Below are 13,715 nucleotides of genomic sequence, written 5' to 3'. Positions count from 1 at the left end.
CCATTGGGGACCAGTCAGGGTCAGGGCTGGTCAGGCGAAGGTGGGCACCCGATCCCGCCACAGGGGCGATTGGGTGCGCAGGCGGCCGACGATGTCGGGCAGGACATCCAGCACCCGGTCGATGTCGGCACCGCCCGTGTCACGGGACAGCGAGAAGCGGATGGCGCCCCGGATGGCGCCGACGGGCACGCGCATGGCGCGCAGCACATGCGAGGGCTCCATGGTGCCCGACGCGCAAGCGGAGCCGGAGGACGCGGCGATCCCGGCCCGGTCCAGCATCAGCAGCAGGGCGTCGGCATCGACGTAATCGAAGGCGATGCAGGCGGTGTTGGCCAGGCGATGGTCCAGGTCGCCCAGGACATGGCAATGGCCGATGCGGGACAGCACGCCCTGTTCCAGCCGGTCGCGCAGATCCCCGATCCAGCCCCGCTCCGTCTCCAGATAGCGCGCCGCCAGTTCGGCGGCTGCCCCCAGGCCGACGATGCCGGGCACGTTCTCCGTGCCGCCGCGCCGTCCGCGCTCCTGCCGGCCGCCGCGCATCAGGGGGCGGAAAGGCACGCCCTTGCGCACATACAGCGCGCCGATGCCCTTGGGGCCATGCAGCTTGTGTCCCGAGAGCGACAGCATGTCGATCTCGGTGTCCCGCAGCCGCATGGGCACGCGGCCGACGGCCTGCACGGCATCGGTGTGGAACAGGGCGCCGGCGGCGTGGGCCTGGCGGGCCAGGGCCGCCACCGGGAACAGCGTGCCCGTCTCGTTATTCGCCCACATGATGGAAACCAGGGCCGTGCGCGGCCCCAGCGCCCGCTCGAAGTCGTCCAGGTCCAGGCGACCCTCGCCATCCACGCCCACGGTGTGCACCGTGACACCACGGGTCTTTTCCAGGTGGGCCGCCAGCGCCAGGACGGCCGGGTGTTCCACCGCCGTCGTCACGATCTCGGTTCGGCCCGGCTGGCTGTCCAGGGCGGAGAGGATGGCGGTGGTGTTGGACTCCGTCCCGCCAGAGGTGAAGACGACCTCATGGTCATGGGCCGCCCCCAGCAGGGATTGCACCTGCCGCCGCGCCAGCCGCACGCCCTCCGCCGCCGTCGCCCCGAAAGCGTGGGAGGAGGAGGCGTTGCCATACCGCTCCGTGAACCAGGGCAGCATGGCCGCCACCACCTCCGCGTCCGTGGCGGTCGTCGCGTTGTTGTCGAGGTAGACGGGGCTCATGGGATGGTTCCCCCTGTCCGGATCAGTGTGCGCCGGGGGCCCGGCCCAGGACGGGCACCAGGCGGACGAATGTCCCCAGGCGCTCCACCACCCGCGCCTGGATGCCCTCCAGCGTCGCGCTGCTGAGGCGGCACATGACACAGGCCCCGGTCAGCCGGACGCGCACGACGTCGCCATCGACCTCCAGCAGTTCACAATCCCCGCCATCCCGTTGCAGGCCGGGGCGGATTTCGGCGATGGCGGCGCGGATGACCTGGACACGGTGGTCTTCCACACCGTCCGGGATGGCGCGGTCGACCGTCGGTTGTTCCTCAAGCGTGGGGATCAGCATGGCCAGCCCCCCTCAACCGAACGACTTGCCGCAGCCGCAGGCGGACTTGGCATTGGGGTTGTCGAAGGTGAAGCCCGAGCCTTCCAGCGCCACCACGAAGTCGATGGTGGTGCCGTCCAACAGCTCATGACTCTTGGTGTCGACGAAGACTTTCACGCCGTCGTGATCGATGACGGTGTCTTCCGGTTCCGCGGCGCCGGTCAGGCCCATGCTGTATTTGTAGCCGGCGCATCCGCCGGCATCGACGCTGATGCGCAATCCGCCCGCCGGGTTCGCGGCGCCGGCGATGGCGCTGCGGACGGCGTTCAAGGCACTGGGGGTCAAGTTGATCATGGGGCACCTGCCAGGATGGGTGGATGGGTGACCCCCTTCCCTTGGCAAGGTCCGTGCCATGGACCAATTCGTTGGAAAAGCTGGCGCTTTCCCTCAAGCGCTGTTGCGTTCACATCCCGAATGTCGGGTTTGCTACAGGGGCGTTTGCTGCAAAGGGCGGGGCGGCCATCCCGGAAAGCCCCACAAAAACAGGCAACCGGCACCGGTAAGGCCGACCGGCAAAGCGTTTGCAAAGGGGATTGGCGAGGTCCCGACCGGGGCCGTCCCCTTCATGCATTCCCCGCAGGAGCCTGCCCGATGACGACGCTTGAGAATACCGCCCTGGCCCGCCTGGCCCAGGAAGACCGCCTGATGAACGCCGTGCTGAAGGCGCCGACGACCAAGCCCGGCCGCTTCGGCTTTCGCGGCGATATCGCGCTGAAGTTCCAGCCCCACATCGCCGATGAGAAGCGCCCGCCCGACTACAAGCTGGAACAGGTCCTGACCTATGCCCAGGAAGGGGAGGCCACCTTGCCGGTCCTGGCCGGCTATGTGCATTCCTTCGCCTATCTCAAGGACGTGTCGGAAGTCTTGGCCGGCCTGCTGCGGCCCAGCGGCAAGTACTTCATCTTCTGCAACAACATCGACCTGCTGGCCGGCTACTCGGTGACCTTGGACGGCATCACCTTCATCGTCCTGCCCTGTGATGAATCCACCGTGTGGAAGGAGATGATGGACCTGATGGGCATCGACAAGAACGACCTCAAGAAACTGGACACCGCCGGCAAGCTGGACGTCCTGCTGGACATCGCCCTGCGCTTCGATGGGCGATATCCGGCCTTGAGCTATGAGGACGGGGTGGCGCGCATGCTGCCGGTCAAGAACCGCAACGAGAACCGGCCGGTTTGACGACACCCTTTGGCCCTGCACCCACGGGCCGGCCACCGGGGCCGCGTCGCCCAAAGCGAGTTGCCCCGAAAGCCCCATCGGCAAGGTATTTCAATTATAGATTGCCATCTTGGCCCTTTCATTTCTTCGCCGCCATGCTAATGATTTACAACTTATAAGCTGTATAGCCCACACGGAGGCAGCCGGTGGCGACCAGGCGGTATATTGGGGGCCTTGGTACTCAGCGGCTGGCATCAAATTCTGGGGAATATTGCCATGGCCGCATTCAAAATTACGCTTTTGCTCGCCGCTGTAATGACCATCTCCGTCGGGCACCCGGCTGCGGGGCAGGCCGCAGATGAACCTGTCAAACCCGCCCACTGCACCGTCGATACCGAGCAGATGATGCAACTGGAACCCAAGGCGTTCGATCAGGACATGAATGGGGGCTGGCGACCGCTGGCATCCCAAGACGGCTGCGAGAAAGCGGCCGCCGACCTGATCAAGACCTATATCGACCGTAATTGGCGCAAGTTGGAGCCAAGCAGCCTGCATCCCCTGTATTGGCATGAAGGTCAAATGGAAGCCGCGGTGGGTGATTACCGCGCCGCCAAGGCTTTGATGATGGCTGGCGTCAATCCCGACAAGAGGGGAATGGAACTGGGTTTCTATGAATACGCCTTGGGAACCATCGCCTTCCTGAACAGGGATTTGGCGGGGCTGAAGGCCTCACGGCGACGTCTGGCCGCCTTGCCGGAACCAAGCTGGTTCAAGGTGGAGTTCGAGGGCACGGGCTTGCAATGGCCCGCCAACCTGTCGGTGCTGGACAGCCTGATCCGGTGTTTCAACGCCCCCTACGCTATCGCCTATATGGATAAGTGCCCCGCTGAGACGAAAGCCCCGCAACGCTGAGGCGCGGCTGAGAGGCCGGTTTCACCGCTGATCCTAAACCCCTTCATGCTCACAGGGCGGCAGGTCGCCGTCCAATTCCTCATCCTCCACCAGCGTGACGCCGGTGACGCAGATGTCCCCATCCTCGACGGACAGCGTCACCGGCTGAAGTGCCGCACCCCGGCAGGGGCCATCGACACACAGTCCGGAGCCCAGGTCGAACAGGGCGCCATGCTTGCCGCACATCAGCCGCGTGCCGTCCGGGTCCAGGAACTGGTTGCGTTCCCAATCCAGGTGCACGCCGTTGTGCGGACAGCGGTTGACGTAGCCCACCACCTGCCGGCCCCAGCGGATGACGATGATGCCCCAGGGCCGGTGCCCCCCCTCGTCATCGACGCGCAACAGCTGAAAGCCCCGGGCCTTGCGGCTGGGGATGTCGTCCAGGCGGCAGAGGACGTAGGTGGCGGACATGGGCATGCGCCTCGCGCGACGGTCAGGGGATGGGCGGCGGCCGGCTGGAGCGGAGGTGGGCCATCATGGCCTCGCCATCCTCCGCCCCAAAGCAATGGTCGAAGTCATCACACTCGGTACAGACAGGGGCCGTGCACAGGGTGAAGCCCTCTGACCGGCAGATCATGCGGAACAGGAACTTCTTCCATTTCATGTCCTGGCTGTTGCGGCGGGCAAGGCCGCCGAAGTGGCGGCGCATCAGCGACGACAGCTCCCCCCGGTCACGCAGGCCCAGGTCCTGCCACAGGTGGTTGGGGCGGCTGCACCGGCGGGCGATCATGGCCGCCAGGTCGCGCTGCAGCGGGGTGCCGCCGTCGGCATACATCCACAGCAGGTCACGCACCGCCTGCTCGTCGTCCTCCAGCGCGGCGGGACCGTCGGCCAGCGCGGCCATGCCCGCCCAGGCGCCCGGGAACAGACGCAGGGCCAAGCCTTCAAGGGCGGCGCCATCCAGGCCGGCGCAGAGCGGCAAGGTCCCCCGCCCGGCCGCCGCCTCGGCCCAGGCCAGCGACAGGATGGCGGCGGCGACGTGCCGGTCGAAGGGATCGGCCTCCCCGGCCCGGTCCATCAGCCAGCGATAACAAGCGTCGGCGGTGCGCATCGGCTTCCCCCTCCTCAGGCGGCATCCGCGGCCAGGGGCGCGTGGGTCTGGCAGTTCGCGGGACAGACCCGGGCGCAGGCGCGACAGCCGACACAGGCCCCGGCATCGTCCATGACCATAACCTTCTTTTCGATCTCGTCATCCTCATCGTCATTGTCGAGATCGACCAGCTCCCCCTCCTCGGTCAGGCCCTTCAGGGCCATCACCCCACGGCCACAAACCTTGAAGCAACGGCCGCATCCGATACAGCGCTTGGCATCGATGGCGATCAGGAAGTCCGGCTGCCAGGGCCGGCCATCGCGGGTGAGCGAGGACATGGGGGCGCTCTCCTTCTAGGGGCCCTCTAGGGGGCGACGGAAAACTGGGCGCCGGCGGCGGCGCCGGCTTCCAGCGTCTTCAGGTCGGCGCGCTTGCGCTCCAGCTCGGCGAAGGCGTCGTGGGCGCGCTGCGCCACCGCCAGGATGGATGTCCAGTTGACGGGCAGCTCCTCCGACAGGTCATGCAGGTCCATCTTGGCCTGCATGGCGCGGGCCGACTGCTTCTTGATCTCGCCCTTCAGGGCCTCGACATCGCTCATGGCCTCACTCTCCCGCGCTCAATACCGGGCGACATCGGGAAAGCGCCCGATCATGTCCACGCCCGCCTGGACGTACTTCGCCCCCTCCTCCGCCAGCTTTGCCAGGCTGTCGAAGCCGAAGCGGTGGACGTCGCGCAATTGCTTGTTCACCACCACCAGCCGGCCGCCGATCAGCACCAGGCGGCCGAAGCCCTCATGGCTCATCTTCAGCATGGGGGACACCATGACGCCGGTCGCCTGCTCAATGCTGAGCGCCACGGCGTTGAAGAACAGCTCCAGCCGCCAGATGGTCTCAGGGTCCGGATCGCCCAGAATGGGCAGTTGCCGGCGCTTCTCCCGGTCCACGACATAGGGCTCCAGCAGGGCCAGGTCGGTCTTGCCTTCCCAAGTGCCGTGGGTGTCCTGGGCGCGCCAGATCATGACCAATTGGCGGATGAAGGGGCTTTGCGCCGCGGCCGCGTCAGGCGGCAGGTCCAACACGTCAGACATGATGCTCAATCCTCAAAGTCCAGGATGCGGGGCGCCCCCTTGGCCATGGCCTTGCGCAGCCAGGGCGGCGGCGTGCCGTTCAGCACGGCGCGCAACCGTTCCAGCAGATCCTCGATCGGTTCCGGCTGGGTCACCTTCATGGGGTGGATGTTGTTGGCGACGACGCGGGCGGCACCGGACCCGCCGATGGCGGCGACATAGAGGATGGCGCAGTCCTTGATCGCCTCGATCTTGGGCGCCAGCTTGTCCTCGTTGCCGTCCTCGCGCAGGTCGCCGTCGAATTCCACCGCCTCCAGCAGGCGATGACCGTCAGGGTCCAGCTCATAGATGGCGATGTGGCGGGCCCAGCCGAAATGGGCGTCGACCCGCTTCATGTCCTGCGTGGCGAAAGCGACCTTCATGCGGCTTCCCCTTCTGATTTAAGGCTGTCCCCGTCCACCACCCGCCATGTGTCGGGGGTGGCCTCGTGATGCAATTCGGCGTCGGCCATCACCAGGTTGCTGAGCGCGAAGATCAAATCCCGCGTCCCGCGATAGCCCACCGAAACCAGGTGCCCGGCCCCCAGCCGGTCGAACAGGGGCAGGCCGATGCGGAAGAAGGGGATGCCCAGGCGGGTGGCCGCCTGGCGCCCATGCGAATGGGTGATCAGCAGGTCGCACCCGCGCTCCCGCGCCCGGCGCTCCAGATCCTCCAGGTCGCCGATCAGCACCTCATCCGTCTCGACCCCGGCCAGCACAGGGGAATGGGTGGTGGTGACGGCGGCCGTGATATGGGCGCCCATGCCGTGCAGCATGCCGCCCACATCGGCCAGCAAATCCGGTTCGGCCCCGATGGCGACCTTGCGGCCACCGATGTGGAAATGGCCGTCCAGCATGGCATCGACCAGTTGACCGCGCTGCCGCCGGTACTTCACCGGCACCGGCCGTCCGCTGATCTCCGCCAGGAACATCATGAGGGCGTCGCCGGCCTCCAGCCCGCACAGGCGGGGGAACAGCCGGAAGGGCACGCCCGTGCGCTCCCGCAACGCCTCCGCCGCCGGGCGCATCTGTTCGCCGATGGCGAGGGCCCAGGACGACGCGCCCAGGCCCGCCACTTCATCCACGCCGATGCCGCCGATGGTGGTGGGCGTGAAGTCCTCCGGAATATGGCCATCCAGCGATCCCGCCAGGTCAGGCAGGAAGCTGGGCCGGAGGCCGAAATCCTCCAGGATGGTGCGCAGTTCATCCAGGTCACCGGGCGTCATGTGGCAGCCGGGCAAGACGGTGACCCGGCCAGGGTCCCGCGCCATGCCGGCCGGCAGTGGGGACACCAGGTCCCGCACCATGCGCGTCACGGCCTTGGCCCAGCCGTCCTGGAACGCATCCTTGAAATCGGGGGTGGAGACATAGACCAGCGGCAGGTCCGCCACCTCCGGATGCCGCTCCCGCACCAGCCGGATATAGCCCTCGACATCGTCGCCCTTGGTCTCGGTGACCCCGGTGGAACAGATGCCGATGATCTCCGGCTTGGTGCGCTTGTGGATGTTCAGGATGGCCTGCTCGACGTTGTCGTAGCCGCCCAGCACGGTGGCGACCTCGCTCATGGCCGTCGTCTGCAGGGGGATGGCCTCCTTGAAGTGCCGGACGAACAGCACCAGCCCGAAGGACGTGCAGCCCTGCGACCCGTGCAGCAGGGGCATGGCGCCGCGCAGTCCCATGAAAGCCAGGGCGGCGCCGATGGGCTGGCTCATCTTCAGCGGGTTGACCGTGCAGGCCTTCTTGACGTGGGTGACCGTCGCCATGGCGCCTACTCCGCCGCCAGGGCCGGCAGGGACGCCAGCACGTCCGCCACCCGGCTGGCGCAGGCGCCGCAGCCGGTGGCGGCGGTGGTGTGCCGCCGCACCTCATCCAGGCTGGACAGGCCATGCGCGCGGACCGCGTCCTCGATGGTGCCCAGGTCCACGCCCTTGCAGGCACAGACGCCCGCCGCCCGCCGCGCCTGTTCCGCCCTTTCCGGGTCGGCGACCTCGGCCGCCAAGGCGGCGTCGGCGCGGGCCTGCCAGGTGTCGGCCGGATCATCCCAGGGGGCCGGGCGGCGCACCTGCGCCCACACCGGGTTGAACAGGGTGCGGGCGATCTCCTCCACTAGCTTCACCATGCCGACATAGCCCATGTAGGCGTGGTGGCGTTCCTGGTTGATGTCAAGCCAGGGCATGGCCGCCTTCAGCGCCACGAACTGCGAGCGGCCGCCCGACAGCATGATGTCCGCCTTGGCGTCCTTCAGCAGGCGATACATCTCGCGCGGGGTCATGTCCTCGATCATGTGGGCGTCCTGGCCCAGCAATTCCTTGATGCGCTCCTTGTCCTCCTTGGTGGACTTCTTGACGCTGGTGCCGACCAGCTCCAGGCCGGCCTCCTGCAAGGCGGCCACCACGGACCAGGACTTCACGCCGCCGGTGATCAGCAGCACCTTCTTGCCCTGGAAGCGCGGCTTGAACGGCGCGATGGCGGCCCAGGCCCGCGCCTCCTCCCGCGCGATCAGCGCCTCCGTCCGGTCCAGCAGGTCGGAGGGGGCGCCCCTGTCGACCAGCAGCCGGGCGATCTGGCGCAGGCTGTCGCTGGTATCGCCGATGCCGTAGAAGGACCCCTCGAAGAAGGGGATGCCGTAGCGTTCCTCCATCTTGCGGGCCACGTTGATCATGGCCTTGGAACACACCATCATCGCCGCCCGCGCCCGGTGGGAATAGGCCACCTCGCGGTAGCGACCATCGCCGGAAATGCAGGACAGGATGCGGATGCCCAGCTCGTCCAGCAGCGGCTTCACCTGCCACAGCTCGCCCGACAGGTTGTATTCGCCGATGATGTTGATGTCGTAGGGCGTCGTCTCATCCGGCTCCTCCGTCCCGATGACGTGGTCCAGAAGCGCCTCGCCCGCCAGCTTGTTGCCCAGGTTCTTGGGCCCGACGAAGCCGGGCGAATTGATGGGGATGACCGGCTTGCCGAATTTCTCCCGCGCCGCCTTGCACACGGCGTTGATGTCGTCGCCGGTCATGGCCGGGATACAGGTCTGATAGACGAAAACCGCCGGCGGGTCATACTTCTCGATGATTTCGCGGATGGCCTTGTACAGCCGCTTCTCCCCGCCGAAGACGATATCCGTCTCGTTCATGTCGGTGGTGAAGCCGGTGCGCCACAGCGTGGGGCCGGACGATTTGGCGCCGCGGTTGTCCCAGGAATTGCCCTCGCAGGCGATGGGCCCGTGGACCAGGTGGGCCACGTCGGTCAGGGGCTGCAACGCGATCTTGGCGCCGTCGAAGGCGCAGCCCCCCGCCGCCCCGCCCGGCTGCAACTGCTTGGTGCAGCCCTTCTTGCGGTCGGCCGCCGACTTGGTGGCGTTCTTGGCGCAACCGGGCTCGTTGAACACGTCCTGGATGGTGGCCGACAGCGAACTCATTTCCGGGTTCCTCGCCTGAACGGGTCAAGAAGCGCCGCGCCGCCGGGCCCCTTCGGTTTCCCATCGGGGCTGGCGGCGCGGCCAGGACGCGAGCGCCTTGGGGAGACGCCACGGAGAGGCCAAGTCCGCCGTTAGCGGATGATGTCAAAGCTGTAGTCTGTCTTCGACGGGACGTTGGTGTTGCGGTCGATCTCGTCGAAAATCTTGTCCAGGATGGTCACCAGCACGTTCAGCCCGCCCTGATAGCCCCACACCGGGAAACGATGGTGGTGGTGCCGGTCGAAGATGGGGAAGCCGAGGCGGATCAGCGGCGTGCCCGTGTCGCGCTCCAGGTACTTGCCGTAGGTGTTGCCGATCAGGAAGTCCACCGGCTCCGTGAACAGCAGGGAGCGCAGGTGCCACAGGTCGCGGCCGGGATAGACATGGCAATTCTTCCCGAAGGGGGAACTGTTGAACAGCGCCTGCACCTTCTCCGCCCAGGCCTTGTTGCCGTTGGTGGCCAGCACGTGGGTCGGCTCCGCCCCCAGTTCCAGCAGGAAGGCGGCCAGGCCCAGGCACAGGTCAGGGTCGCCGTAGATGGCGAACTTCTTGCCATGGATGTGGGCGCTGGAGTCCGCGATGGCGTCCACCAGGCGTCCGCGTTCCCGCTCCAGCTCCGCCGGGATCTCGGCGCCGGTCAGGCGCGCCAGCGCCATCAGGAACTGGTCGGTGCCGGCCACGCCCACCGGGTGGTTGAACGACACCACCTCCTGCCCATGCCCCGCGATGAAGGGCAGCGTCTTTTCGGTGCAGTACTCCTGCATGGAGACGGTGGCCTTGGCATGGACGGCGTCCGCCGCCTCGGCCAGGGTGGTGCCGCCGTCATACATGCGGAACTCGCCATCGGTGGGCGTGTCCCAGACGTCGCTGGTGTCGCCCAGGATGGTGTAGCCGATACCCATCAGGCCGAAGATGCGCTTGATCTCCCGCAGGTTGCCGACGGTGTAGCCGTCGAAGCCGCCGATGAAGTTGATCTTGCCGTTGGGCTCGCGTTCCAGCTTGGGCTCGGTGCCGGCCTTGCCGTCCCAGAAATGCTCCAGGATGCCCTTCAGGGCGTTGTCATAGCCGGTGACATGGCTGCCGACGAAGGCCGGGGTATGGGCGAAGGGCACGTCGAACTCGGCCGGAACCGAGCCCTTTTCCTTGGCGGTCTTGATGAAGGCGTTCAGGTCGTCGCCGATCACCTCCGCCATGCAGGTGGTGGAGACGGCGATCATCTTGGGCTTGTACATGGAATAGGTGTTGGCCAGCCCGTCGATCATGTTGTTCAGGCCGCCGAACACCGCCGCGTCCTCCGTCATGGAGGAGGAGACGCAGGACGTCGGCTCCTTGAAATGACGGGAGAAATGGCTGCGATAATAGGCGACGCAGCCTTGCGAGCCGTGAACGAAGGGCAAGGTGCCCTCGAACCCCACCGCCGCGAAGACGGCGCCCAGCGGCTGGCAGGCCTTGGCCGGGTTGATGGTCAGCGCCTCGCGGGCGAAGTTCTTTTCCTGGTACTCGGGCGTCTTGGCCCATTCCCGCACCCGTTCCACCTCCGCCGGGTCGCGGCGGTTCTCGAACTGCTGGCGCTTGTTGACCAGCATCTCCTGGTATTCGGGGCCACGGAACAGCTCGAAATGGTCGAGCACGTGTTCGGCACTCTGCGTCATGATGGGAACCTCTCCGAAAACATCGCCCGGGGATGGATGCCGCCCCGGCAGGGAATCCCGGGGGCGCCACCCATGGGGGCGCCCCGGGGCGTCATCCGCCTTACTCGGCGGCCAGCAGCTTCGGCTGCGCGGCGCCCTTCCAGGGCGCCTTGGCCATCTTCCAGACGGGGGCGTTGATGGCCATGTCCATGTCGCGCGCGAAAATGGCGAAACCGTCATAGCCGTGATAGGGGCCGGAATAGTCCCAGGAATGCATCTGGCGGAAGGGCACGCCCATCTTCTGGAAGACGTACTTTTCCTTGATGCCGGACCCGACCAGGTCAGGCTGGATGCGTTCCACGAACTTCTCGAACTCGTAGCCCGTCACGTCGTCATAGATCAGCGTGCCGTCCTTGACGTAGTGCTGGGCCGTGCGCTGATAGTCGTCGTTGTGGCCGAACTCATAGCCCGTGCCCACGACCTCCATGCCCAAATCCTCATAGGCGCCGATGACGTGGCGGGGGCGCAGGCCGCCCACGAACAGCATCACCGTCTTGCCTTCCAGGCGGGGGCGGTACTTGGCGATGACCGCGTCCATCAGCGCCTGGTACTTGGCGATGACCCGCTCCGCCCCTTCCTTTATCTTGTCGTCGAAATAGCTGGCGATGCGGCGCAGGGATTCCGCGATCTTGCTGGGGCCGAAGAAATTGTATTCGCACCAGGGAATACCGTACTTCTCTTCCATGTGGCGCGAGATGTAGTTCATCGAGCGGTAGCAATGCAGGACGTTCAGCTTGGCCTTGGGCGTCGCCTCCAGCTCCGCCAGGGTGCCGTCGCCCGACCATTGGGCGATGACCCTCAGCCCCATCTCCTCCAGCAGGATGCGGGAGGACCAGGCGTCGCCGCCGATGTTGTAATCGCCGATGATGGCGACGTCGTAGGGGCCGGGCACGAAGCCCGCCGGCGCGTCCTTGCCCTCCGCCTTGTCGAACACCCAGTCGCGGATGGCGTCATTGGCGATGTGGTGGCCCAGGGATTGGGACACGCCGCGGAACCCTTCGCAGCGCACGGGGACGATGGTCTTGCCCTCGTATTCCTTGGACTTGTTCTTCGACACCGCCTCGATATCGTCGCCGATCAGGCCGATGGGGCATTCCGACTGGATGCTGATGCCGTTGTTCAGCGGGAACAGCTCCTGGATTTCATCGATGATCTTAGACAGCTTCTTGTCGCCGCCGAACACGATGTCCTTTTCCTGGAAATCGGACGTGAACTGCATGGTCACGAAGGTGTCGATCCCCGTCGTGCCGATGTAGTAGTTACGGCGCGCGGCCCAGGAATATTGGCCGCAGCCCACCGGGCCGTGGCTGATGTGGATCATGTCCTTGATCGGGCCCCAGACCACGCCCTTGGATCCGGCGTAGGCGCAGCCACGGATGGTCATGACGCCTGGAATGGACTTCAGGTTGGACTTCACGCCGCAATCGGACTTGCCGGCCTCATGCACGTTCAAGTGCTTGGCGCGGCGCTTGGCGGTCTTCTCCGGGTAAACCTGCAAGACCTCGGCGATCAGTTCCTTGTTGCGTTCCTTGATCTCGGCAACGCTTTCCGTCTCCGACATACTCATTTCGCTGTCCTCATGTTTCCCGGGGATGATGGCCTGTCCGGGATCCCGCCCGGCCCCCATGCGGGGGGGGGCCGGGCGGTACCGGCGGCCGTTGCCGATCAGGCCAGTTCCAGCTGGGCGGCGCTCTTGCCGACCATGCTCTCGTCCACGGCCTTCATGATCCCGTGCTCCATCAGCATGTCCTCAAGCTCGTCCATGGTGATGGGGGTGGGGATGACGCCCTTGCCGGCGTTGTTGTGGATGCGGGTGGCCAGGTTGCGGTAGTGGGCGGCCTGGGCGCTTTCCGGGGCGTATTCCAGCACCGTCATGCGGCGCAGTTCCGCGTGCTGCACGATGTTGTCGCGGGGCACGAAGTAGATGAGCTGGGTGCCCAGCTTCTTGGCCAGGTTCTCCGCCAGCTCCAGCTCCTTGTCGGTCTGGCGCTCGTTGCAGATCAGGCCGCCCAGGCGCACGCCGCCGGACATGGCGTATTTCAGAATGCCCTTGGAGATGTTGTTGGCCGCGTACATGGCCATCATCTCGCCGGACATGACGATGTAGATTTCCTGGGCCTTGTTCTCGCGGATGGGCATGGCGAAACCGCCGCACACCACGTCGCCCAGCACGTCATAGGAAACGTAGTCGATATCCTCATAGGCGCCGTTCTCCTCCAGGAAGTTGATGGAGGTGATGACGCCCCGGCCGGCGCAGCCGACGCCCGGCTCCGGCCCGCCGGATTCCACGCAACGGATGTCATGGAAGCCGACCTTCATGACATCCTCGATCTCCAGGTCCTCCACGCTGCCGGCCGCGGCCGCCAGGCTGAGGATGGTGTCCTGCGCCTTGGCGTGCAGGATCAGGCGGGTTGAGTCCGCCTTGGGATCGCAACCGACGATCAGGATGCGGTGGCCCATTTCAGCCAGGGCCGCCAGGGTATTCTGGGAGGTGGTGGACTTGCCGATACCACCCTTGCCGTAAAACGCGATTTGTCGCAGAGCCGACATTCAAGGTCTCCTTGAACCGATTGTTGAGCCGATTGCCAATGCCCCAATGACGCCGGGGCGATCCTCGTTCGCAGAAGTTGGCTCGCGGATTTCGGGAAGGAGCACATCGCTCGACAGCGCGTAGGCGTGCACTCAGCCCTCACTAGCCGACCGGTATTTCAGCAACCGGCGTGCCAAACGGGCGTTTCACGC

The 13,715-nt window shown here is 66.1% G+C and carries 16 protein-coding genes; 2 read left to right on the top strand and 14 right to left on the bottom strand.

All coding sequences use genetic code 11. The features are described 5' to 3' along the window. Positions 1–30 precede the first annotated feature (30 nt). Genes nifS through ULB03_RS22600 form a run of 3 tightly spaced genes read right to left on the bottom strand, consistent with a single transcriptional unit; the run spans position 31 to position 1,876 of the window. Positions 31–1,212 carry a cysteine desulfurase NifS gene (gene nifS, locus ULB03_RS22610; protein WP_322485357.1) on the bottom strand — a complete coding sequence of 394 codons (1,182 nt, stop codon included), beginning with the start codon at positions 1,210–1,212 and terminating at the stop codon, positions 31–33. 22 nt (positions 1,213–1,234) lie between these two features. Continuing rightward, positions 1,235–1,543: a NifU family protein gene (locus tag ULB03_RS22605; RefSeq protein WP_322485356.1), complete on the bottom strand. Its 309-nt coding sequence runs from the start codon at positions 1,541–1,543 to the stop codon at positions 1,235–1,237. Positions 1,544–1,555: 12 nt separating this feature from the next. Next, positions 1,556–1,876: a HesB/IscA family protein gene (locus ULB03_RS22600; RefSeq protein WP_145734540.1), complete on the bottom strand. Its 321-nt coding sequence runs from the start codon at positions 1,874–1,876 to the stop codon at positions 1,556–1,558. Between the two features lie 297 nt (positions 1,877–2,173). Between ULB03_RS22600 and ULB03_RS22595 the strand changes: the two genes are divergently transcribed. Together ULB03_RS22595 and ULB03_RS22590 are read left to right on the top strand one after the other, a co-directional pair. Next, positions 2,174–2,764 (top strand): hypothetical protein, encoded by a 591-nt coding sequence (locus ULB03_RS22595; RefSeq protein WP_322485355.1) that lies wholly within the window; start codon positions 2,174–2,176, stop codon positions 2,762–2,764. A 255-nt stretch (positions 2,765–3,019) separates the two neighbouring features. Next, positions 3,020–3,655, top strand: coding sequence for a hypothetical protein (locus tag ULB03_RS22590; protein ID WP_322485354.1), 636 nt, complete (start codon positions 3,020–3,022; stop codon positions 3,653–3,655). Between the two features lie 33 nt (positions 3,656–3,688). On the opposite strand, the gene ULB03_RS22585 is transcribed toward ULB03_RS22590, so the two are convergent. The 11 genes from ULB03_RS22585 to nifH all read right to left on the bottom strand — a co-directional run bounded on the left by ULB03_RS22585 (position 3,689) and on the right by nifH (position 13,523). Then, entirely contained in the window at positions 3,689–4,105 is a 417-nt protein-coding gene (locus ULB03_RS22585) for a Rieske (2Fe-2S) protein (RefSeq protein WP_322485353.1), read from the bottom strand. A gap of 22 nt (positions 4,106–4,127) precedes the next feature. Then, complete coding sequence (locus tag ULB03_RS22580) at positions 4,128–4,745, bottom strand: nitrogen fixation protein NifQ (RefSeq protein WP_322485352.1); 618 nt, start codon at positions 4,743–4,745, stop codon at positions 4,128–4,130. Positions 4,746–4,759: 14 nt separating this feature from the next. Beyond that, positions 4,760–5,062, bottom strand: coding sequence for a ferredoxin III, nif-specific (gene fdxB, locus ULB03_RS22575; RefSeq protein ID WP_322485351.1), 303 nt, complete (start codon positions 5,060–5,062; stop codon positions 4,760–4,762). Positions 5,063–5,088: 26 nt separating this feature from the next. Further along, positions 5,089–5,322 carry a CCE_0567 family metalloprotein gene (locus ULB03_RS22570; RefSeq protein ID WP_322485350.1) on the bottom strand — a complete coding sequence of 78 codons (234 nt, stop codon included), beginning with the start codon at positions 5,320–5,322 and terminating at the stop codon, positions 5,089–5,091. An 18-nt stretch (positions 5,323–5,340) separates the two neighbouring features. Further along, the gene (locus ULB03_RS22565; protein ID WP_322485349.1) at positions 5,341–5,811 is read right to left on the bottom strand and encodes a NifX-associated nitrogen fixation protein; all 471 of its coding nucleotides are present in this window, start codon (positions 5,809–5,811) and stop codon (positions 5,341–5,343) included. A gap of 5 nt (positions 5,812–5,816) precedes the next feature. Further along, positions 5,817–6,212 (bottom strand): nitrogen fixation protein NifX, encoded by a 396-nt coding sequence (gene nifX, locus ULB03_RS22560; protein ID WP_322485348.1) that lies wholly within the window; start codon positions 6,210–6,212, stop codon positions 5,817–5,819. Beyond that, the gene (gene nifN, locus ULB03_RS22555) at positions 6,209–7,591 is read right to left on the bottom strand and encodes a nitrogenase iron-molybdenum cofactor biosynthesis protein NifN (RefSeq protein ID WP_322485347.1); all 1,383 of its coding nucleotides are present in this window, start codon (positions 7,589–7,591) and stop codon (positions 6,209–6,211) included. Before nifN ends, nifX begins: the two co-directional genes overlap by 4 nt. Positions 7,592–7,596: 5 nt before the next feature. Next, positions 7,597–9,243, bottom strand: coding sequence for a nitrogenase iron-molybdenum cofactor biosynthesis protein NifE (gene nifE / locus ULB03_RS22550; RefSeq protein ID WP_322485346.1), 1,647 nt, complete (start codon positions 9,241–9,243; stop codon positions 7,597–7,599). A gap of 131 nt (positions 9,244–9,374) precedes the next feature. Continuing rightward, positions 9,375–10,934 (bottom strand): nitrogenase molybdenum-iron protein subunit beta, encoded by a 1,560-nt coding sequence (nifK, locus tag ULB03_RS22545; protein ID WP_322485345.1) that lies wholly within the window; start codon positions 10,932–10,934, stop codon positions 9,375–9,377. A gap of 100 nt (positions 10,935–11,034) precedes the next feature. Further along, positions 11,035–12,540 (bottom strand): nitrogenase molybdenum-iron protein alpha chain, encoded by a 1,506-nt coding sequence (gene nifD, locus ULB03_RS22540; protein ID WP_145734530.1) that lies wholly within the window; start codon positions 12,538–12,540, stop codon positions 11,035–11,037. A gap of 98 nt (positions 12,541–12,638) precedes the next feature. Beyond that, complete coding sequence (gene nifH / locus ULB03_RS22535; RefSeq protein ID WP_322485344.1) at positions 12,639–13,523, bottom strand: nitrogenase iron protein; 885 nt, start codon at positions 13,521–13,523, stop codon at positions 12,639–12,641. Positions 13,524–13,715: the final 192 nt, after the last annotated feature.

It is taken from the genome of Nitrospirillum goiasense (assembly GCF_034427435.1).
In the GTDB taxonomy this organism is placed as follows: Bacteria; Pseudomonadota; Alphaproteobacteria; order Azospirillales; family Azospirillaceae; genus Nitrospirillum.
Note: the sequence above shows the minus strand (reverse complement) of the source record. Positions and strands in the feature narration are given on the sequence as shown.

Bases quoted from the DNA above. Each gene is read 5' to 3' on its own strand.
- ULB03_RS22600 (WP_145734540.1), bottom strand. From the start codon at position 1,876: ATGATCAACTTGACCCCCAGTGCCTTGAACGCCGTCCGCAGCGCCATC.
- ULB03_RS22605 (WP_322485356.1), bottom strand. From the start codon at position 1,543: ATGCTGATCCCCACGCTTGAGGAACAACCGACGGTCGACCGCGCCATC.
- ULB03_RS22565 (WP_322485349.1), bottom strand. From the start codon at position 5,811: ATGTCTGACGTGTTGGACCTGCCGCCTGACGCGGCCGCGGCGCAAAGC.
- nifX (WP_322485348.1), bottom strand. From the start codon at position 6,212: ATGAAGGTCGCTTTCGCCACGCAGGACATGAAGCGGGTCGACGCCCAT.
- fdxB (WP_322485351.1), bottom strand. From the start codon at position 5,062: ATGTCCTCGCTCACCCGCGATGGCCGGCCCTGGCAGCCGGACTTCCTG.
- ULB03_RS22580 (WP_322485352.1), bottom strand. From the start codon at position 4,745: ATGCGCACCGCCGACGCTTGTTATCGCTGGCTGATGGACCGGGCCGGG.
- ULB03_RS22595 (WP_322485355.1), top strand. From the start codon at position 2,174: ATGACGACGCTTGAGAATACCGCCCTGGCCCGCCTGGCCCAGGAAGAC.
- ULB03_RS22590 (WP_322485354.1), top strand. From the start codon at position 3,020: ATGGCCGCATTCAAAATTACGCTTTTGCTCGCCGCTGTAATGACCATC.
- ULB03_RS22585 (WP_322485353.1), bottom strand. From the start codon at position 4,105: ATGTCCGCCACCTACGTCCTCTGCCGCCTGGACGACATCCCCAGCCGC.
- ULB03_RS22570 (WP_322485350.1), bottom strand. From the start codon at position 5,322: ATGAGCGATGTCGAGGCCCTGAAGGGCGAGATCAAGAAGCAGTCGGCC.
- nifD (WP_145734530.1), bottom strand. From the start codon at position 12,540: ATGAGTATGTCGGAGACGGAAAGCGTTGCCGAGATCAAGGAACGCAAC.
- nifS (WP_322485357.1), bottom strand. From the start codon at position 1,212: ATGAGCCCCGTCTACCTCGACAACAACGCGACGACCGCCACGGACGCG.
- nifE (WP_322485346.1), bottom strand. From the start codon at position 9,243: ATGAGTTCGCTGTCGGCCACCATCCAGGACGTGTTCAACGAGCCCGGT.
- nifK (WP_322485345.1), bottom strand. From the start codon at position 10,934: ATGACGCAGAGTGCCGAACACGTGCTCGACCATTTCGAGCTGTTCCGT.
- nifN (WP_322485347.1), bottom strand. From the start codon at position 7,591: ATGGCGACGGTCACCCACGTCAAGAAGGCCTGCACGGTCAACCCGCTG.
- nifH (WP_322485344.1), bottom strand. From the start codon at position 13,523: ATGTCGGCTCTGCGACAAATCGCGTTTTACGGCAAGGGTGGTATCGGC.